Genomic DNA, 19,096 nt, shown 5'->3' with positions numbered 1-19,096 from the left:
CCAATCATTAGTTGAACCAATCGGGCTTTTAGGGACAGTTGATCTCCCACTTAGCTGTCTCATTTCTTTTGCCATCTGGAAGTGGGAGTCTTACTGTCCCTTAATGCGGGATAAATACCATTATATCACTCACAGATAATTCTGTTTGTTTAAAATTTACTGGCTAAACCAAAAAATATAGGGAATAAAAATAGAAACAACTTTTAGGAGGGAACGACGTGGAAATATTAAAGGTTGATGGAAAGCTTAACAAGAAAAAATTAGCCCTCAGTATTCTCGTACCAGTATTAGGAGGATCTATAACAGGCTGGTTAGCCAATCGAAACGCTCAGGAAAAATACAAAAGGCTAAAACAGCCCTCATTCGCTCCACCTCCACCGGTCTTCCCAATCGTATGGACAGTTCTTTATGCCGCAATGGGACTAGCTAAATATCGCTTTGATAAGAAACAAGAAGAAAACTCTTCTTTAGAGAAGATACCGGCATATGAACTACAGCTTGGTTTAAATTTTCTATGGTCCTTTCTATTTTTCCGTTGGGGTCTTAGAGGCACGGCTCTTATAGAAATGACGGTGATGCTTGGAGCTATCGCATTAACCGCCTATCAATTCCAGGAGAAGGATAAAACAGCTGGCGCCTTAATGCTGCCATATATGGGTTGGGTCGCTTTTGCCCTTGGACTTAACTACTCTGTGTGGAAATTGAATAAGTAATAGTAGCTTATACAAGAGGGCACTTAGTCTATCGGCAGTTGAGATTTTGGATTACGCTCCGACCGAGGGGAATCTTGCGATTGTGAACATCTATCTTGCGATTAAGAGTGGTATCTTAGCGATTAATCACTCGGATTTTGCGATTATCTGGTCCGATCTTGCGATTTCGCTACAATTACGCTTTGAAAGAGAGATGATTTGGAAATTATCTCCTTCTACCTTACGAAATCCAGATGTGTGGAAAGCTACAGATCCAAAAATTCCTATGAAAAGCTCCCAATGCAAAATAAAATAGTGATGAACAAAAAAAGTACTTACGATTACTCAAAATAATAAATCGTAAGTACTTTTTGTTTTGCTAGAGTTTTAACTAACAACAAATGGATAATGCTGATTCTATTTATATTAAATGGAAATATACTAAAATAAACTAAAGGGGGAGAATACTATTATTAAGAAACTACTTATTATAGGAAGCCTGCTGCTACTTACTGGCTGTGCTGAAAAGCTAGATACTTCTAATCTTACAGTTCAGCAAGAAAGTGAGGATCAGTTGTTTACCTTTTATGAAGCACCGTCGCTCGAGGAGGCTATTGAGGCAATGCCTTTTGATATCAACCTCCCCTCCCAACTTCCTTTTGAAAGCTCAGGATTTAAATCAGCGGGTATCACCGACATAGGAGGTAACCGGGTAAATGTTGAGGCGACGTTCATTGCTTCAAGTTCAAGTAACACCTTTCTTTATTTGTCCGTTAACCAAGCGACACGTGAATATCCAAATTCAAGCCCGGAGGAAATTAAGTTAAGTACAGGGCATACGGCCTATTTTAGCACTCCAAATAATCTTGATGTTCAGGTAGATGATGTTAGCTATTCCTTTACATTAAACGAGTTTGATGGAGATGAAGCTCAAATAAAAGAAGAATTAATAAAGCTTGCAGAACAGATTGATTAATATTTGCTTTCCATAAAAAAAGAAGCTAATCAGCTTCTTTTTTGAGCATCATCTACATATTTTCCGTGTGCTGGCTTTGCAATTCGCTCGAACTCCGTAACAAGTAGATGAAGATTGCTGGTTAATAAATCGCCACTCATGGGTAGGCCATGTCCTGTAACCGCAACTTTTGGGTTAAGGCTTTCTAGTAAAGTGACCGAATCCCTTGCAGATTCCCAATCTGTAGTTAAATATCTTGGCGGCCCACTTATCTCTTGTTCCTGGGTTAATACCTTATACAAATATTCTTGCTTTACTGTTACAAAAGCATCTCCAACAATCAGTACTCCATCTGAAGCTCTAAATAAAGAAACGTGTCCTGGAGTATGTCCAGGTGTATGATACCATGTAAATCCTGGCATGTGAGGAACCGTCCCGTCAGCCGGTAGCTCTTTTGCATAATCCCCCAAATTAATGGGCTCTATCGGAAACATACCAGACATTTTGGCTACCACTCCTCCTTCTACTGACGTGTCAGCTTCAGGATAGCTTTGCTTACCAGTCAAAAAAGGCAGCTCTAGGGAGTGAGCATATACTGGGACATCCCACTTTTCTATCAGTTCAATAATTGCCCCTACATGATCAAAATGTCCATGCGTTAGAATAATTGCTGCAGGCTTTTTATTTTTTCCAAAACGCTCTTCTATGACCTCAAATATTTTCTCCGCTGATTTTGGCATTCCAGCATCCACCAACACAAAGTGATTTTCGTCTCCGACTAAACAAATATTCACGATTTGGATCGTGTGCATATATACGTCCGGCATAACCTGTATCCCAGTTCCACTCGCAACAGACGTGGTAGGAATATACTTGTAATCATCTCCATAAGACATTAAGTTTCCCATTTATGATCCCTCTCTTCCCTGTTATAACAGCTAGGTTCTCACTGCGGAATATAAATTATACTCTCTATCTATCGAGTTGCTTGCTTTGTTGGTAAAACAAAAGGATAAAGCTTAATTTTATGCAGCTTTGATAACTCTTCTAAAGATCTGGTTTGTGTGTGCTTCAACGCCTCCATTGTAATAATTGCAGCCGCTCTAGCATCCTCTAAAGCATCATGATGTTTAAGCGGAATCCCTAAAAAATCAGAAACGGTTGAAAGCTTATGATTATATAAATCTGGCCAGATCTTTTTAGAGATCCGATAAGAGCAAGCATATAAGAATTCTGGGTGCTCTTCTTCTATTTGGTTAATAGATGCCCTTAAAACCCCCATATCAAAGCTAGCATTATGGGCAATAAGCTTTTGATTTCCCATATACTTCTTAAAGCTGGGCCAGAATTCATCAAAAGTTGGTGAATCCTGCACCATATGCTCTGTTATTCCATGAATTCTTGTATTCATATAATGAAAATCAGATAATGGATTAATCAAAGAGTGAATCTCCTCTTGAATTTTTCCATTTTCCACTACCACAATACCAACGGAGCAAACACTTGCCCTAGCACTATTTGCTGTCTCAAAATCGATTGCCACAAAATCCATTTACCCAATGCCCTCCCCAAAACGACTTAACTAAACATTGCTCCCAAGCAATCTTAAAAGCAGGAAGGAGTGTCCCATAAGTGTTTTACTTACGGGACACCCCCTTCTATTATTTCAAATCCATCCTTTTCATAGGATTGCTTTCTTCTAATTTTTTTGCTCTTTCATATTTTACATCATCTTGTTCGCTTTCTCCTCTTGTCCGCTCTTCAACCTCTTCGTCACTAAAAGCAGCGGGTCCCAAATTAGGATCTGCCCCAGGAGAATGCGCTCCATAAGCCTTTTCTTCTAAAGGTAAACTTTCATCCAGTGGAGGTCTGCTATTTCTTGATAATCGGTCTTCTTCCATGGAATGTCCTATATGATTCGTTTCATCGGCTAAAATAGGATCTGTTTGAAAACTCTCTCCTCTTACATAGCGGTCTTGAGGTTCATCTAAGCGACCTTCTGTTTCATTCACATACTCGTTTGTGGAAGGTGTCATCCCTTCCTCTTTGGCAATATCCGTTAGAGGCTCCTTCTCTGTTTCTGTAAAACGCTTCTCCATTATATCTGTTCCTATGGAGTTAGTTCTTCCTCCTAGTAAAGAAGGGTCCGTGGAAGCCGCAGTAGCCGTGGTGGTTGCAGCTGTTTCTTGATGCGCATGTGTTAGAACATCGGTATATAACACGATACTTCCACTCGCTACCTCTCTTGCGTACCTGTCTGTCTCTTCATCACTTAAATCAAGCTTTTTCAAACCTTCTGTAACAGCACTTTCTCCTGTGAACCAAGATTTGAACGTGTCCATTATCGAGCCAGCCTCATGAGTTGAAACGTCTGTATGTCTGTTCAATGTGCTAAGGTCTCCGCGTTCCTTTGAAATAACGTGAATATCACTTTCCGAGTAGCCTTCCGATTGGAGTAACTCTAACTTTTCAAACATCTCATCTTGAGAGCGTGCAATTTCAATTCTTCTGTTATTTTCAATAGCCATTGCATATCCTCCTTCTCGCTTCAGTTTAAGTACTTACTCCCTATTTACCCACATTAGAGCGTCTACTAACCCACAGGAAGATTCTGTCATTGTAATGTAATAATTTCTAGGTTCGATTCGCCTTCGCCCCAATATAAAAGGCTATTGAGAAAAATAACTTCTCAACAGCCTTATGCTCTATTATTTTTTATCCCGATACTCGACTTCTGTTTGATCATCGAACTCGATATCTAATTCAAACTCTGTATAGTCGCTGACATTAAATTCTTTCAGCACTCTTGATATTAGCTCTTGCTGCTCCATACCTTTTTGAATGTCCAAGTTTTGGAAAACCTGCTTTAAATATTCATAAGCTTCATCGCCATATAATTCTTTAGACTCCAGTCGATTAATATATTCTGCCTCCGTTTGATTGTTTTCTACATCAAACGACACTTCGACTGCATCTCTTGTATCAGCAGTATCGATATCTAAATCAAAAGAAACAAAGCCAAATTCACTTTCTGCATTTTCTTGGCTAACCGGTTGGCTAACCTCTTCATTGTCTCCACATCCCGCTAACCCCAAAGTCAAAAGAAACCCTGTAGATACTAATAACTTTTTCGCTGTAAGCATTTCCTCACTCCTTATCTTATTCAATAATAATTATGACCGAGGGGAGGAATATTTAAACATCATCCCGGGTAACGCTTGTCCGTTGAAGATGTATTTTTGGTAGAGGAATGATTCTTTTCGTCTCTTACTTTTTCATTAAGTTCCTCCATCGGAATTGGATCGACTGTTTGCATGTCTTCATGCTGATCAAATATACTTTCTTTCTCCGTATCTAAATCATCTGGGTTATCTATTAACCCACCTGGATTATTGTCTTTTCCCGGTTTTTTATCAAAGCCATGTTTTTCCTTGTCTTTGTTTTTATCCATTTCCTTCACCTCTCTCTTGTTTCTATCTGTTTATCCCCTTTTGGAATCAATAAACATAATTCCATTAACCCTTTACGGCAATTAGCTATATAAGAAACTGCCGGGACAAATAAAAAGGAAGCACTTATGACTCTAAATACGCTTAGAATCATAAGTGCTCCCTTATTATTCTTATTCTTAGGCTCCCCGCTGCGTCGGACGCTTTCCTCGGGCCGACAGGAAGTGGATTAGAAAAACGTTATCACACGACGTGAGATTCTTAGTTTTCCACCCTTACAAACGAGTTAATTGTGTTTCCTACTCTGAATTTTTATAAGTAAAATCCAGTAGCATATAGCCCATCTAGAAAGGAATAAGTACTGTCCTAGTCTCTTTCTTTATTTTTTCCCATGGTATTCCTTTAGCTCTTGATAATACTTATTTAACGATGAAGTAGAGACTTCAAATGCTTCTCCAATTTCTTTAACCGTAAGCTGCAACGGTTCAAATAATCCAAATTCCTGGCCATAACGAATAGCTCCAGCAGCAATTGCTACGTCCTTACGGGCATTAGGTTGTTTGGCAAATAAATAGTCCTCAACCGCAAGCACTAGAGGTATGTAATCTCTTTGGTGCTTCTCTAAGAACTTAATCGCTTTTCTCAAAACACCTGCTTCAAAGAATGTATACTCTCCACCCTCATAGCCATTTTCGCATAATGTTTTCCACATAGTAAGCTCGTTTTCTTTTAGAAATTCCTCCAACGATGCTTCATTCTCTTTAAACTGCTGAGAAAGGTTACTAAATGTTGCTTTATGATCAGTTGGAATAAATATCAGGCTAGATACCGCTAGATAGTGCTGATCGTTTTCTTGACCATCAGGTAAGGTAAAGCAATAGACAAACATGCCAACCGGAACAGGCTTCTCACTTTCTCTTTTTAAGTAGATAGCTTCTTCAGAAAATATATTGCGCACCTTTAAATATTTATCTCCGCTTTCTAATACTTCACCAATAAAGGCTTTAGGCTCGCTCCAGCCATCTAACACCTTTAATGTAGAAGGTCTTGCTACCCTTTTACGTTGTTTCTCTAAATATTCTTGCCAGATGTCTTTTCTATAATGGAAGAAGAATTCATCTAAGGTAATCGCCTCGATTAACTCCTCTTCTAGATAGGAGCTTAACTGTTTCTTCCATTTAACTGCTAAGTCAGCGTAAGCCTGCATATCCTTTCTTTTAGGATATTCATCGTAAAAGCCTTGAAGAATTCGCTCTAATTCTTCCATTTGGACAACTTCTATCGTAACAGTCGATTTTGACTCGCAGCATTTTTTATATTTTTTCCCACTTCCACATGGACAAGGTTCATTACGCCCTACCATTTTAACACTTCCTTCTTTTTTACTAAGTGCTTATTTTAACATGAAAATGCACTGTAACGGTACCTGAGGGGAAAAATTGGTCCAACTTGACCACCTTGCTGTGTCATTTGCATGAATGGATACAATAAAAAATGGTGGAGAAGTATAATAATAACTCCTCCACCGTTTCTTATTGAGCTGTATATCCACCATCCAGAATAATTGCCTGACCAGTCATTCCTTTTGCTGAGTCGCTAGCAACGTATAACGTCAAATCAGTAATTTCCTTTACGTCTAACAATCTTTTTTGAGGAACAAGTGGGTATAGTACCTCTTCTAACACTTGCTCGACTGCAATATTTCTTGTTCGAGCTAAGTCCTCAAATTGGTTTCTAACTAGCAAAGTATCCACATAACCTGGACAAATTGCGTTGACTGTAATACCATGGGTTGCTGTTTCAAGCCCAGCCACCTTTGTAAGTCCGATCACTCCATGTTTTGCAGAGTTATAGGCTGCTTTTCCAGCAAATCCGATAACTCCATTAATGGAAGCCATATTAATAATTCTCCCAAATTGCTGTTTCTTCATATATGGAATAGCATATTTCATTGCCATAAATGGAGCTGTCAGCATAATCCTTACTAGTAGCTCGAACTTTTCAGTAGGAAAATCCTCTATAAAGGAAACATGCTGCATTCCTGCATTGTTTACTAAGAAATCAATTCTTCCAAAAGTCTCTACCGTATAATGGATGGCTCTCTCAATATCCTCTTCCTTTGTCACATCACAAACAATACCTCTCGCTTTGTCACCAAGCGATTTCACCGATTCTTCCAATGCTTCCTGCGAGATGTCAGATAGAACAACATTCGCACCAGATTGTAAAAATGCTTTTGCGATATCATAGCCGATACCTCTAGCTGCCCCAGTAATAAAAAGAACTTTTCCTTCCACTCTATTTCCCCCTTTGTTTTCTTAGATAGCGGTCCATCCACCGTCTACCTTTATTGTTTCACCGGTCATAAAATTCGCCATATCAGAAGCTAAAAAGAGTACTGCCCCTGAGATATCACTCGGCTGTGATAAGCCATCTAATAGAATTCTTTTTTCCACATCCTGCTTAAAAGCTTGATCCTCAAACATTTTGGCAGTCAGCTCTGTTTCTATGAAGGTAGGAGCAACCCCGTTTACTTTTATCCCCTCCTGCGCCCACTCCACTGCAAGAGCTTTAGTAAGCTGGACTAAGCCTCCCTTACTAGAGCAATAAGCAGCTCGCTTATAATATCCAACAAATGCCATCTGCGACGCTATGTTAATTATTTTACCATTTTTTCGTTTGATCATATGTTTTGCTGCAACCTGGCTTAGAAAGAAAACAGATTTTAAATTCAAGTCGAGCACAGTGTCCCAATCTTCCTCCGTTACCTCTAGAGCAGGCTTCGCAATATTTACCCCTGCATTATTAACTAATATATCGATGGTACCGAATGCTTCCACCGTCTTATCCACTAGTTCTTGTATATTCTTTAACTGACTCAAGTCGCCTTGTACAGCAATACAACGCTCATTAAATGAATGAAGCTCTTTCAAGGCTTCCTCCAGCACCTGTTCATTTCTTCCGGAAATAACAACATTAGCACCTAACCGAGCGAAGGTGATTGCAATTTCCTTTCCAATCCCCTTACTCCCTCCTGTTACGATTACTGTCTTATCTTCTATCTCAGAAAAGTAATTTGTCATTTACTCTCCTCCGTCTTCTCCATGTCCTTTTTCAGAAAATGAATTAGTGTTTGCTCTCGTTCCGCATTTTTCTGATGGGAAAATTCCTCATCCCATTCATAAAAGCCTTCTCCGGTTTTGTCACCTAGCTTTTGTTTCTCTACTAAATCCGTAAGTATTCTCCCGGAACCCTTGACGGTACTTAGGTCCTCAAACAAGTAATTAGAGATTGCAGAGAATACATCTAGACCTCCCATATCCGCTGTCATTAATGGACCAGTCACAGGAAGGCGTCTACCTATACTATAGGTAACGGCTGCATCGATATCCTCTTTCGTCGCAACTCCTGCATCTAATAATGATTGAGCTTCTCTGAAAAGGGCATACTGCAGGCGATTTCCGATAAATCCAGGTATCTCCTTATGTAGAAGAATTGGTTGCTTATTCATATTCTCCATGATTTCCATTGCCCTTTTTAGGGTATTCTCATCTGTAGCAGGACCTTTAACTACCTCTACTAAAGGGATCAAATGAGCAGGATTCCAAAAATGAGTAACCACAAAACGATTTGGATAATCCATCTCCTCAGAGAGTAGACTTGGCTTAAATCCAGAAGTATTACTCGCTATAATTACATCTGAATCAACCAGTTTTTCCAATCTCTTATACATTTCCTTTTTAAGCTCTAAGATTTCTGGAATAACCTCTATAATAAATGCTGAATCCCGTACAACATCTTCTAGAGATAAGGATAGCTTGATATTTCCAAAGATTTCTTCACTTTTTTCCTTAGAGAATACCTCATTGTCAGTCATCACTTTTAATTTATTTAGAAGACCTTTTTTGGCATTCTCTATATCTTGTTCATTTACCCCATACACTTCTACCGACATTCCAGCCCATGCTGTGGATAGAGCAATCGAGTGTCCCATTGTCCCACAGCCTAGAATAGCTAACTTTTCCATCCATATACCCCCTATGTTAAATAGCAATACCCAACAAACATGTTTGCTGGGTATGCCAAGATCATTAAATTCCTAAACCAAATGAAAATAAGATTACTGCTAAAATTGTCCCGAGAATCGGTACTACTACAGTCATTGCTCCAAAGGCTGGATATGCATCCTTATGTGTTTCTCCACAAATGGAACGGATAGTGGTTACAACATATCCACCTTGAGGCAGAGAATCTAGTGAACCGGAGGAAATTGCTACGGTTCTATGAAGCGCCTCTGCATTTACCCCCATATCTAAGTAATGGGGAGCCAAAAGTGGTAATGCGATTGCCTGTCCACCTGATGAAGATCCTGTTAAACCAGCAATTACCGCAACCGCTAACGCACCTCCAATTAGAGGGCTCCCAGGAACATTGGTCATGAAATCTACTGCAGCTTCAAAAGATGGGGTTGCCTTTACCACTCCGCCAAATCCTACTACAGCTGCTGTGTTTGCAATTGCGATAACTGCACCCGCAGCACCTTCTGCGACCGCATTCCCAAATGCTCGGAAATACTTTCTATTAATCAAGTATGTAGCTAAAATTCCACCTGTTAATGCGATGATTAACGCAGAAGTTTTTAGGAAGTCATGGAAAATGAATGAGATAACGAGCACTACCAATAGCGGTATCAGACTTAACAAAGGATTAGGCAACTCAGTTCGAGCCTCCACCTTCACATCCGTATCTCTTTCCACGAAGTGTTCTCCTTTTGCCACTGCTTTATTAATAATCTTCTTTAACCACCAATAACCAAAAGCAGCCATAAATACTGCGACAATAAAGCTAACCTCCCAGCCAGCTATATGACTAGTCCCTAAAAACTCTATAGGTATCCAGTTTTGGATTTCTGGAGAACCTGCAGATGTCATCGTAAAGGTTGTCGAGCCAAATCCAAGCGCTGCTGGAATGAATCGTCTCGGTAAATCAGCTTGCTTGAACAAGCTTAAAGCCATTGGATAAACAGAGAACGCTACAACAAAGAGACTTACTCCTCCATAAGTTAACACGGCACACGCAATAATAACGGCAAGCGCCGCTCGCTTTATACCAATCTTCGAAACTACCCATTGCGAAACACTATCCGCAGCTCCACTATCCTCCATTACCTTTCCAAAAATGGCACCCGCTAAGAACATCAGCCACCAGGACATAATAAAGCTAGTAAAGCCCTCCATATAATTTGTTAAAAAGTTTGCTGCTCCTTCCTCAGCTAGCTGCGGAAATAGTGGCAGACCATTTAAAATACCTACAAAAATAGCTGTTAATGGCGCCGCAATTAACAGGTTCATCCCTTTCATCGTTAAATAGATTAATAGCGCCAACCCACCAAATAACCCGATTGCACCCAACATATCATTTCCCCCAATACCCCATCAGTATTATTTAATCCCGTATCTTCGCACTCGAAGCAGTGCTTGCTCTGCATGTCCAGCAAAGTTCTCTAGCTGACATAGGCGAGCTGCATATTCCCCAATATAAGCACTTGCTTCTGGTGTAACCTTTTGGTAAGTGACCGTTTTAATGAACTTTCCTACCCAAAGACCACCAGTGTATCTTGCCGCTCCTTTAGTAGGAAGCGTATGGTTTGTTCCAATCACCTTATCTCCATATGCAACATTCGTTTCTGGTCCCAAGAACAAGCAGCCATAGTTGGTCATGTTCTCTAAGAAGTAATCAGGATCTTCTGTTAGAATTTCCACGTGCTCAAACGCCAAACGATCTGCTTCGATACGAGCCTCTTCAATTGAATCCACCAACAAAATTTGGCCGTAATCCTCCCAAGAGACTCTTGCTACATCAGCCGTTGGTAAAGTTTCTAGCTGACGTTCAATTTCCTTCAATGTTTCTTCTGCTAGTTTCTCAGAGGTAGTAATTAATGCTCCTGGTGAAGTTGGTCCGTGCTCTCCTTGCCCAAGAATATCTGTTGCTACCATCTCAGCATCTGCTGTGTGATCCGCCACGACTAATGTTTCAGTTGGACCAGCGAATAAATCGATTCCCACACGACCATACAATTGACGCTTCGCTTCTGCAACGAAGGCGTTACCTGGCCCAACAATCATATCCACCGCTACTATTGTCTCTGTCCCTAGAGCCATTGCACCCATCGCTTGAATTCCACCTAGTAAATAGATTTCATCTGCTCCTGCTAGATACATAGCTGCAATCGTAGCATTAGGAATCTCTCCATTAATAGGCGGCGTACAAGCTATCACCCTCTTTACACCCGCTACCTTTGCTGTTAAAACGCTCATATGGGCAGAGGCTACCATCGGATAGCGCCCACCAGGAATGTAGCAGCCAACACTATTCACCGGAATATTTTTATGTCCTAAAATAACACCTGGAATATTTTCTACTTCCACATCTTGCAAGGATGCTAGTTGAGCTTCTGCAAACTCCCGAATATTCTTTTGAGCAAATCGAATATCCTCGATAACTTCCTCTGGAACCTTAGCAACGATTTCCTTAATTTCTTCATTTGTTAATCTGAAAGAAGTAGGAGACCATTTGTCAAATTTCTCAGATAATTCACGGACTGCTTGATCCCCTCGCATCTCTACGTCCTTTAAAGCTTCCGCTACTATCTGGGAAACCTTCGAATCATTTGCACTAACTTCTTCTTGTGATTTACCCGCTTTCAAAATTTTTACCATTATGACATCCCCCTTGTTGTAAACGCATTCATTTTATTTGCATACGTATGCAATAAACTATACAAGTAAGATTATTCGAAAAAATAACTCAAGTCAAACATTATGTAGATTTCCGAATAATTAACTTCCCATCTAACTCTACTTCCTCAGCCATACCCGGTGTCCCTTCGATCTCAGCTATTAAAAAATGTACAGTTTGGTCCACCATTTCCTGAATCGGCTGCTCCCAAGTTGTTAGATTATACGCAGGCCAAGACGCCATTTCAATATTATCAAACCCTATTACCTTTGTATCTTTCGGTATTTCTATATGCTCTTCTTTAAGGGCATCTAACAGACCTAAAGCCATAATATCATTTGCAACAAAAATCCCATCTGGAAGCTTTCGTACTTTCACAATTTCTTTCCCTGCACGATACCCACCCTCGTAGGTAAAGTCTGATACAACCTTAAGATAATTTACACCCGTTCCCTTCAATTGTTGCGTAAAGCCTTCTTCCCTCTCTTTGCTAGTTGAGGTATTTTCATCTCCCGAAATATATACAAGATCTCTACACCCTTGGCTTATAAGAAATTTTGCAATTTGTTTACTCGCCTTTACATTATTGCAGCAAACGGAATAAAAACCACCATTCGGTATTTTTCGATTAAATAAAACCAATGGTATTTCATGATTAATAAAGTCCTCCGTAACATTTAGAGACAACGTAGCATCTGTAATTATTATCCCTGCAACATTATATTTTAATAACGTTTCGACATCTTCTTTTTGAATCTCATCGTTATTTGTATAAACAAAAAGAATACTATATCCCAAATCCTTAAACGAAGTAGTAAACTGCTTTAAAACTTGGGGATAAAAAGGATTATGTACTCCCTTCATGACTAAACCAATAATTTTAGTTTTGCTTGTAATAAGACTTCTAGCAAATTCGTTTGGTCTATAACCAAGTTGACTGGCTGCTGATAAGACTCTTTCTCTAGTCTTTTGGGATACGGTCGCTCCTTTAAAATATACACGGGAAACTGTAGATTGAGATACTCCGGCAAGCTTAGCAACATCCTTTGCTGTAACCCCTTGCTTCATGTTGATTCACTACTTTCTTATGGTTTCGTTATAGTACTAAGAGATGTCTGTTTGCAAGAGCCGTCTAAAAAAGCATGCCTCTGACAGAAGCACAAAAAATATCCACCTATACAAACCATGCGCCAGGGTCGAAAGGCTCTCAACCAAACGTGAAAGCACTACATTCGACTATACAATAGAATTAGCATAATGGAAATATTAAACATAATATTTAGTTAATTCGTAATTTTATTAACAAATTAAAAGTTATATCCATAAAATAATTACCTCTAATATTATGCTAGTCAATTCGAATGGAATTACTATACAGTTAACTACATTATCCCACTTTACTCAGAAAAAAATTAATGGAGAAGATGAATTCACCTTATTCTTTTTCCCCTTGCTCTTTTCGAAACACGAGAGAACCTCCCACTAAAAAGGCACCACTAAAAATAAATACCCCCATCATCCCTATGCTCCCCCCAATTACACCAAAAACAGACGGAGCCACTAATTGAAACAATCTATTGGTAGCAATCCGAAGCCCTAGCACCTCCGCTGTTCTATCTGGAGGACTAGCATTATATGTTGTTGTCATGGATATTGGTTGTCCACAACCTAACCCCAGACCCATTAGAATAGCTAATAATCCAATAACCAAAAGAGATTGGTTGAATGGCAGTAAAAAGAATGCTATCCCCGCAACTAATATAGAGGTAAACAAAATAGTATCACGTTTATATATTTCTAAAAGCTTCGGTAACACAAATCTCACAAACATAGTTGCCAACCCTTGAAGCGCCAATATCCAGCCGATCGCAGCTGTTGATAATCCCACCTGTTTTCCCAGTAGTGGAAAGTAGGCAACAAATATATCCTTTGAATATAAAACAAGGGCGCTAGAAAATAAGGCTCTACGTATAAGCGGATTTTCAAATAGCTTCAAAGAGTCGATTAGCTTTGTCGTTTTCCTACTGTTACTTGGTTTACTTATATGAGGAACCCAATAAGAAAAGAAAATTGCTAAACAACCAATGATAATACAAACAATGTATACAGTCGCAAAGGAAAGATATCCTCCTACCAAAGGACCTACAACTGCTCCTAATGCTACACAAAGACTAAACATACTAAAATAATAATCTCTGTCCTTTTTCGTCGTCTGATGTCCCAATTGATTCTGAAGAGCAATAGGAATGCTAACATTCCCTATTCCAAGCAATAACTGACTAGCAAAAAGCGCCCAGATATCGGAGAAAAAAAGAGGAACAATCATTCCTGCAACAACGCCCAAAAAGCCAATCATAATGGGAATTCTATCGCCAATTTTGTCAATGAATTTCCCTGCATGAATAGACAACATTAGAGGCAGCAGAGCGAATGTAGACGTTATTACACCAATCGTGATGATAGAAGCTCCATAGCTATCCGCTGAAAGCGTGATTACTGGCCGTGTAGCGTTGACAATCATTTGAAATAAGAAAATTAATAATAATACTAGTTTAATTTGCAAAGATGCCACCCTCTCTCCCACTCCTAGTTCAGTTAAGAAGCCTTAGCACTTATGAAGTACAGCTTGATTATTCCTTTTATAAGCTCCCTTTGCTGAAATAGTTATCAGAAAACATCAAGTCTTACAAAACAGTAAAGACTTCTCAATTACTGGAACATACTATTATTATAATAATATAATTTTCAGAAATTTCAAATTGCAAACTTGTGTAATATGTAAAATAAAGGTACTATAAACCTATCATTTACTCGTAGAGACGAGGGGTTTTTTTGGAAAATATAACAGCCCACTTTTTATTTAATTTGTCCTTATTAATTATACTTTTCTTTCTTTTCTTTTTTATTTACAGAAAACCTGAAAATTTATTTAAAAAGCAAAAAACCTTGTGCTTCTATTTCTCTCTATCCATCATTTTATGCTATATATTTTCTTACAATATTGATGAGGGAATTATTTTAAACTTAAGAGCTGTTCCACTAATCGTAGGAGGATTATATTTTCAGTTAAGTCCCATACTCGGAATTCTCATCATTGGTTTAAGAGGGTTTTTCGGTTTTGATCTCGGCTTTTTTGTGAGTATTCTTTCTTATGGGATACTCAGCACAACCCTTTGGTACTGTTCACCAAAATTTTTAACTCAGAAACCGACTTTTAGAGTCATTTTCGCATGCTTTTTAGCTCTTGTTTTTTGCCTTGTCGATTTGCTCATTCTAATGGAGGTCTCAGTTTTAGCACATAGTAGGGATCTAATTTTTGCATATATTGTTATTCCTCCACTAAGTGTTGCTACTTTATCTTACTTTTTGGAAATATTACAAAAAAATCATTCATATTATCAAGAGCTCGCAAAATCAGAAAAGGCGGCTTCCATTGAACAAATGGGAGCTGCCATCACACACGAAATAAGAAACCCTTTAACTACGGCAATTGGCTTTGTAGAGCTATTAGACCAACAAGGACTCCCCAAAGAAAAACGTTCACAATACATATCCATATTAAGAGAGGAGTTAGATTCTGCCGAGCGTATTATTCAAGGTTATCTCGCGTATTCCAAGCCTATTGCAGAGTCGACCGTGCATTTACAGGTAAACGAGGAACTGAACAATATTATCCAGTTGCTAAACCCCCTTGCAAATTACCACTCTGTTAAAATTATTTCTAACTTTTCTGCAACAAAGCTTATAGGGGGAGATCGCTCTAAATTTCAGCAGTCATTCTTATACATTATTAAGTATATGATAGAGTCCACTACCGACGGAGGTATTCTAGTTATTGAAACTGCTGAAATAGAAGGAGAGATTGTTATCTTGTTACAGCATCTCCATACAGAAAGTAAATTAAATATTCAAGATTTCACTCTAACAATGGCGTTTGGCATGATTCATTCCATGAAAGGTTCCGTACATGTTCGTGATAATCAGGCAAGAAAATTTGCCTTATATATTTCATTTAAACCTGTGAAGTGTCACCTTCTGAAGAAGTAGTCCAACTAGATTTTGTTTCATGGAAAGAGGTGCTTTCTTGAACTTAACTATTCATTTCTTATTTAACTTATCCCTTTTAGTTGTTCTTCTGTTCGTCTCGCTACTTTTAATAGAGAAAGTTAGAAAAACTCCAACCATAGATATTTTATACTTTACCTTCAGTCTTCTTATTTGTTTTACCTTTAGTTATTCATGGTCAGAGGATATTCTTCTAGATTTACGAGGTATCCCTATTATTATCGGATCTTTATATGCTGGATTAGGACCATTATTAGGAGTGCTTGCTATTGCAATAAGAGCGTTAAGTGGTTTTGATACTGGGTTTTGGCTCTCTCTCGTTTTTTTTACTTTTTCCATTATCTTATTTGAAAAAGCACGTCCTTGGTTCTTAGGGTTAAAGCCTAAACAACGAGTTTTTTGGGTCACCTTTTTTACTGCTATCATGAGTCTTACTCAAGGACTGCCATTATTTAACCTGAAACAATTTAATGAAGATATGGATTTATTTTTGGCCTTTATGGTGATTCAGCCTCTTGGTGCAGGTATGATTGCATATTTCATTGAAGAGATAGATAAAATACTTGGATATCGCAAACGTCTATTAGCCATTAATAACAAGGAATTAGTAGAGAAGATGGGAGCGGCCATTTCTCATGAAATTCGTAATCCTCTTACAGCTGCAAGCGGATTTGTGCAGCTCCTTCAGAGTAATCACATATCGGAGGAGGCTAGGTCCCAGTACCTGTCTATTGTGAAAAGTGAATTAAAATCTGCAGAAAAAGTAATAGAGGACTATTTAGCCCTTCCAAAGGAAAATAAATATTCGATTAACACCATCTTAGTCAATGAGGAGTTATCGAAAGTAATAAAAACGATTAAATTATCTGCTTACAAGAATAATGTTGCAGTAAAAACAAAATTCTCTAATGAAACGATGATTTTGGGAGATAGGCAAAAATTTTATCAGAGCTTGTTTAACCTGATGAAAAACGCGATAGAAGCAATGCCAAAAGGAGGGACGTTAACCGTCCAAACATACACTACCCCCTCCAATGTAACAATCTCTATTTCTGATACAGGAGAAGGGATGTCAGAGGATCAATTGAACCGCCTAGGAGAACCATATTTCTCTACAAAAGGAGAGAAAGGGACAGGTCTTGGAGTAATGGTTGTGTTTAGTGTCATCCAAGCAATGAATGGGAAGATTCATGTGGAGAGTAAAAAGAATATGGGAACAACATTTGAAATTACATTTAGCTCTTCTCTAGCTGTTTTTGAGAGCAAAGACAAAGAGGACGTTACTGATTTTGTCTCTAACTAGCCCCTTACCTTTTTTTCCATGAGTAAATTTGCATCTCATTAGACAAATTATGTAGGAAAGTAAAAACCTCAGGAGGAGTGTCTATATGGGTAGAGATGATAAAAAAGGGAAGAGCAACAACACACGCTCCCTTCCCCAAACACCTAAGAACCAGAAAATAAGCCCTAATGAAATGGAAGCGGAAATGGCTCGTGAGTTTGCAGAGCTAAATAAAAATAAGGCGTCTCGCAAAAAATAGTATAGGTACTAGCTCACCTACTACTCTACACTTCAAGAGTAGTAAGTGCTTTTTCCCTTTAACTGCTCATTAGAAAGCACAGTAATTAGTAAGACCGGGCTCTAAGTGAGAGTCCCGGTCCAGTTTTATTAAAAATCTACTATTTGAGGCTCTTTACCTTTAGTATTCATCAAACGGATTTGGGTAGGAGTTATTTTTAAAACCATTAGGTCTGGATCGTTCGGTCCATCAAACCAGCCTTTCAATGCATTATTCCACACTTTTTCTTTCATGGCTTTATCGTCTGACTCCTCTATCACTCCTTCTATTTCCAAAAAGGAGTCTCCAAATCCTTTTCCATCATATCCAAGCAGAATATGCGTGTAAGGATTTTTCGCAGCTTCTTCTACTTTATGTGTCTTTTTACTGGTCACCGTATAAAGAATAAACTCATCGTTAAAGAAGGTCATATAGCGAGAATGTGGTTTATTTTGCTGCACAGTAGCCATTGTACCTACCATATTTTTTTCTAAAATACGAAGTGCTAGCTCTTTAGGTGTTTTAGACATAACTTTGCTCTCCTTTTAGTCGTCCTTCTCTCCTATTATTCCTTTACACGTAGAAATTAAACAAGCTCTACCAGGTTTTCAAGAAGCGAGTTGCACTGTCTCTTCCTTTTTGAAAGAGGTTAAGCTTCATCTCTTCTCCTAAATGAAAGGCAGTACTGCTATACTCATCTACCGGAATGAAAATAACATTCTTCTCTAATTTTCTGGAGATGTACTGCTCATCATGAGCATCTTTCATAGTAGTAAATAATGCTTCAAACATATTTAATCCGTTTTTAATTTTTTGGGGAGGCATATCCTCTGAACTTCTACTTAGCTTAATACCAAGCATGGGTCTTTCCTTTACTCCATTCCCAAAAATCCACATTGGAAAGTTACTTAAAACTCCCCCATCAACAAAGATAGTATCTCCAGTTGGCGCCTTCATTTTAACTGGCTCAAAGAAAAACGGAATATTACAGCTCATTCTTAATGCCCTACTTACCATGAAATTTTCTGGCTTCCAACCATAATTTTTCAAATCATCCGGAAGGACCATCATTTTCCCATTCGTTAAATCTGAGGCTACCAGTTTTAATGACCCTTCTGGAATATCAGCAAAGGTATAAACACCTTTACGAGCAAGCTTATCCAAAAACCAATTCTCCATTGCCCTTCCTTGGTATAACCCCATTCCCCAGTAAAGATTAAGCCACTTCATAAAAGGAAAAGGTAAAACTGTCGGTCTAGGGTCGAGCAATTTTTGAAAATCCTGCTCACACAGTAAATCCTTCATTTCCTTAGCGGTATATCCAGCAGCAATAAAACAAGCAACAATTGCACCCGCACTAGTTCCAGCTACCCGCTTAAACCTATATCCTTTTTCTTCCAACACCTGATAAGCTCCTGCCAACGCTATTCCCTTCATTCCACCACCCGAGAAAATTCCATCAATCCACATCATTTTTCTCCTCTTCATGTCTTTCTAACAATTTAAGTGAAAAATCAACAATTTAGAACAAACTATGAAAAAATTTGTCTTATCAAGTGGTAGATAAAGTGAAACTTTGATTGGTGGGGGTTTTCTTTCATCCCCCACCAATCATTAGTTGAACCAATCGGGCTTTTA

21 protein-coding genes are annotated in these 19,096 nt (G+C 38.7%); 6 read left to right on the top strand and 15 right to left on the bottom strand.

Annotation, left to right across the window (positions count from 1 at the left end; all coding sequences use genetic code 11):
* The first annotated feature begins 218 nt into the window (after nt 1-218).
* From AC1VU3_RS17205 to AC1VU3_RS17195, 3 genes are all read left to right on the top strand, one after another.
* The gene (locus tag AC1VU3_RS17205; RefSeq protein ID WP_482984144.1) at nt 219-713 is read left to right on the top strand and encodes a TspO/MBR family protein; all 495 of its coding nucleotides are present in this window, start codon (nt 219-221) and stop codon (nt 711-713) included.
* 82 nt (nt 714-795) lie between these two features.
* Entirely contained in the window at nt 796-1,008 is a 213-nt protein-coding gene (locus tag AC1VU3_RS17200; protein WP_482984143.1) for a hypothetical protein, read from the top strand.
* 306 nt (nt 1,009-1,314) lie between these two features.
* The gene (locus AC1VU3_RS17195; protein WP_482984142.1) at nt 1,315-1,668 is read left to right on the top strand and encodes a hypothetical protein; all 354 of its coding nucleotides are present in this window, start codon (nt 1,315-1,317) and stop codon (nt 1,666-1,668) included.
* 29 nt (nt 1,669-1,697) lie between these two features.
* Here the strand turns inward: AC1VU3_RS17195 and AC1VU3_RS17190 are convergent, their stop codons facing one another.
* The 13 genes from AC1VU3_RS17190 to AC1VU3_RS17130 form a co-directional block, all read right to left on the bottom strand.
* Nucleotides 1,698-2,555, bottom strand: a complete 858-nt coding sequence (locus AC1VU3_RS17190) for an MBL fold metallo-hydrolase (RefSeq protein ID WP_482984141.1) — start codon at nt 2,553-2,555, stop codon at nt 1,698-1,700.
* 68 nt (nt 2,556-2,623) lie between these two features.
* Nucleotides 2,624-3,199, bottom strand: a complete 576-nt coding sequence (locus AC1VU3_RS17185; protein ID WP_482984140.1) for a 3'-5' exonuclease — start codon at nt 3,197-3,199, stop codon at nt 2,624-2,626.
* A gap of 109 nt (nt 3,200-3,308) precedes the next feature.
* A complete protein-coding gene (locus tag AC1VU3_RS17180; protein WP_482984139.1) occupies nt 3,309-4,175 on the bottom strand; it encodes a general stress protein in 867 nt (288 codons plus the stop codon).
* Between the two features lie 180 nt (nt 4,176-4,355).
* Entirely contained in the window at nt 4,356-4,790 is a 435-nt protein-coding gene (locus tag AC1VU3_RS17175) for a YusW family protein (RefSeq protein ID WP_482984138.1), read from the bottom strand.
* A gap of 59 nt (nt 4,791-4,849) precedes the next feature.
* Nucleotides 4,850-5,098 (bottom strand): hypothetical protein, encoded by a 249-nt coding sequence (locus tag AC1VU3_RS17170; RefSeq protein ID WP_482984137.1) that lies wholly within the window; start codon nt 5,096-5,098, stop codon nt 4,850-4,852.
* Between the two features lie 377 nt (nt 5,099-5,475).
* Nucleotides 5,476-6,459, bottom strand: coding sequence for a YecA family protein (locus tag AC1VU3_RS17165; RefSeq protein WP_482984136.1), 984 nt, complete (start codon nt 6,457-6,459; stop codon nt 5,476-5,478).
* 169 nt (nt 6,460-6,628) lie between these two features.
* Nucleotides 6,629-7,393: a 3-hydroxybutyrate dehydrogenase gene (locus tag AC1VU3_RS17160; RefSeq protein WP_482984135.1), complete on the bottom strand. Its 765-nt coding sequence runs from the start codon at nt 7,391-7,393 to the stop codon at nt 6,629-6,631.
* Nucleotides 7,394-7,414: 21 nt separating this feature from the next.
* On the bottom strand, nt 7,415-8,179 hold the full coding sequence (locus AC1VU3_RS17155) for an SDR family NAD(P)-dependent oxidoreductase (protein WP_482984134.1): 765 nt from the start codon (nt 8,177-8,179) through the stop codon (nt 7,415-7,417).
* Nucleotides 8,176-9,123 carry a 3-hydroxyacyl-CoA dehydrogenase family protein gene (locus AC1VU3_RS17150; RefSeq protein WP_482984133.1) on the bottom strand — a complete coding sequence of 316 codons (948 nt, stop codon included), beginning with the start codon at nt 9,121-9,123 and terminating at the stop codon, nt 8,176-8,178. Before AC1VU3_RS17150 ends, AC1VU3_RS17155 begins: the two co-directional genes overlap by 4 nt.
* 64 nt (nt 9,124-9,187) lie before the next feature.
* Nucleotides 9,188-10,510, bottom strand: coding sequence for a GntP family permease (locus tag AC1VU3_RS17145; RefSeq protein ID WP_482984132.1), 1,323 nt, complete (start codon nt 10,508-10,510; stop codon nt 9,188-9,190).
* A 27-nt stretch (nt 10,511-10,537) separates the two neighbouring features.
* Nucleotides 10,538-11,815: a histidinol dehydrogenase gene (gene hisD, locus AC1VU3_RS17140; protein WP_482984131.1), complete on the bottom strand. Its 1,278-nt coding sequence runs from the start codon at nt 11,813-11,815 to the stop codon at nt 10,538-10,540.
* Nucleotides 11,816-11,915: 100 nt separating this feature from the next.
* Nucleotides 11,916-12,902 carry a LacI family DNA-binding transcriptional regulator gene (locus AC1VU3_RS17135; protein WP_482984130.1) on the bottom strand — a complete coding sequence of 329 codons (987 nt, stop codon included), beginning with the start codon at nt 12,900-12,902 and terminating at the stop codon, nt 11,916-11,918.
* Nucleotides 12,903-13,269: 367 nt separating this feature from the next.
* Nucleotides 13,270-14,406 (bottom strand): MFS transporter, encoded by a 1,137-nt coding sequence (locus AC1VU3_RS17130; protein WP_482984129.1) that lies wholly within the window; start codon nt 14,404-14,406, stop codon nt 13,270-13,272.
* 260 nt (nt 14,407-14,666) lie between these two features.
* Between AC1VU3_RS17130 and AC1VU3_RS17125 the strand changes: the two genes are divergently transcribed.
* The 3 genes from AC1VU3_RS17125 to AC1VU3_RS17115 all read left to right on the top strand — a co-directional run bounded on the left by AC1VU3_RS17125 (nt 14,667) and on the right by AC1VU3_RS17115 (nt 17,440).
* Nucleotides 14,667-15,881, top strand: a complete 1,215-nt coding sequence (locus tag AC1VU3_RS17125) for a histidine kinase dimerization/phospho-acceptor domain-containing protein (protein WP_482984128.1) — start codon at nt 14,667-14,669, stop codon at nt 15,879-15,881.
* 37 nt (nt 15,882-15,918) lie between these two features.
* Nucleotides 15,919-17,202, top strand: a complete 1,284-nt coding sequence (locus AC1VU3_RS17120) for an ATP-binding protein (RefSeq protein ID WP_482984127.1) — start codon at nt 15,919-15,921, stop codon at nt 17,200-17,202.
* Between the two features lie 85 nt (nt 17,203-17,287).
* On the top strand, nt 17,288-17,440 hold the full coding sequence (locus AC1VU3_RS17115) for a hypothetical protein (protein WP_480390672.1): 153 nt from the start codon (nt 17,288-17,290) through the stop codon (nt 17,438-17,440).
* A gap of 128 nt (nt 17,441-17,568) precedes the next feature.
* On the opposite strand, the gene AC1VU3_RS17110 is transcribed toward AC1VU3_RS17115, so the two are convergent.
* Together AC1VU3_RS17110 and AC1VU3_RS17105 are read right to left on the bottom strand one after the other, a co-directional pair.
* Complete coding sequence (locus AC1VU3_RS17110; RefSeq protein ID WP_482984126.1) at nt 17,569-17,988, bottom strand: pyridoxamine 5'-phosphate oxidase family protein; 420 nt, start codon at nt 17,986-17,988, stop codon at nt 17,569-17,571.
* Between the two features lie 67 nt (nt 17,989-18,055).
* Complete coding sequence (locus AC1VU3_RS17105) at nt 18,056-18,928, bottom strand: patatin-like phospholipase family protein (protein ID WP_480390675.1); 873 nt, start codon at nt 18,926-18,928, stop codon at nt 18,056-18,058.
* Between the last annotated feature and the right edge of the window lie 168 nt (nt 18,929-19,096).

The sequence above is a fragment of the Psychrobacillus sp. Z16_25 genome (assembly GCF_056856695.1).
This window is presented reverse-complemented; position numbering and strand designations above follow the sequence as displayed.

What these genes read in the sequence shown, in the direction of transcription:
- AC1VU3_RS17195 (WP_482984142.1), top strand. Translation starts at nt 1,315, where the DNA reads ATGCCTTTTGATATCAACCTCCCCTCCCAACTTCCTTTTGAAAGCTCA.
- AC1VU3_RS17190 (WP_482984141.1), bottom strand. Translation starts at nt 2,555, where the DNA reads ATGGGAAACTTAATGTCTTATGGAGATGATTACAAGTATATTCCTACC.
- AC1VU3_RS17185 (WP_482984140.1), bottom strand. Translation starts at nt 3,199, where the DNA reads ATGGATTTTGTGGCAATCGATTTTGAGACAGCAAATAGTGCTAGGGCA.
- AC1VU3_RS17180 (WP_482984139.1), bottom strand. Translation starts at nt 4,175, where the DNA reads ATGGCTATTGAAAATAACAGAAGAATTGAAATTGCACGCTCTCAAGAT.
- AC1VU3_RS17175 (WP_482984138.1), bottom strand. Translation starts at nt 4,790, where the DNA reads ATGCTTACAGCGAAAAAGTTATTAGTATCTACAGGGTTTCTTTTGACT.
- AC1VU3_RS17170 (WP_482984137.1), bottom strand. Translation starts at nt 5,098, where the DNA reads ATGGATAAAAACAAAGACAAGGAAAAACATGGCTTTGATAAAAAACCG.
- AC1VU3_RS17165 (WP_482984136.1), bottom strand. Translation starts at nt 6,459, where the DNA reads ATGGTAGGGCGTAATGAACCTTGTCCATGTGGAAGTGGGAAAAAATAT.
- AC1VU3_RS17155 (WP_482984134.1), bottom strand. Translation starts at nt 8,179, where the DNA reads ATGACAAATTACTTTTCTGAGATAGAAGATAAGACAGTAATCGTAACA.
- AC1VU3_RS17150 (WP_482984133.1), bottom strand. Translation starts at nt 9,123, where the DNA reads ATGGAAAAGTTAGCTATTCTAGGCTGTGGGACAATGGGACACTCGATT.
- AC1VU3_RS17145 (WP_482984132.1), bottom strand. Translation starts at nt 10,510, where the DNA reads ATGTTGGGTGCAATCGGGTTATTTGGTGGGTTGGCGCTATTAATCTAT.
- hisD (WP_482984131.1), bottom strand. Translation starts at nt 11,815, where the DNA reads ATGGTAAAAATTTTGAAAGCGGGTAAATCACAAGAAGAAGTTAGTGCA.
- AC1VU3_RS17135 (WP_482984130.1), bottom strand. Translation starts at nt 12,902, where the DNA reads ATGAAGCAAGGGGTTACAGCAAAGGATGTTGCTAAGCTTGCCGGAGTA.
- AC1VU3_RS17115 (WP_480390672.1), top strand. Translation starts at nt 17,288, where the DNA reads ATGGGTAGAGATGATAAAAAAGGGAAGAGCAACAACACACGCTCCCTT.
- AC1VU3_RS17110 (WP_482984126.1), bottom strand. Translation starts at nt 17,988, where the DNA reads ATGTCTAAAACACCTAAAGAGCTAGCACTTCGTATTTTAGAAAAAAAT.
- AC1VU3_RS17105 (WP_480390675.1), bottom strand. Translation starts at nt 18,928, where the DNA reads ATGTGGATTGATGGAATTTTCTCGGGTGGTGGAATGAAGGGAATAGCG.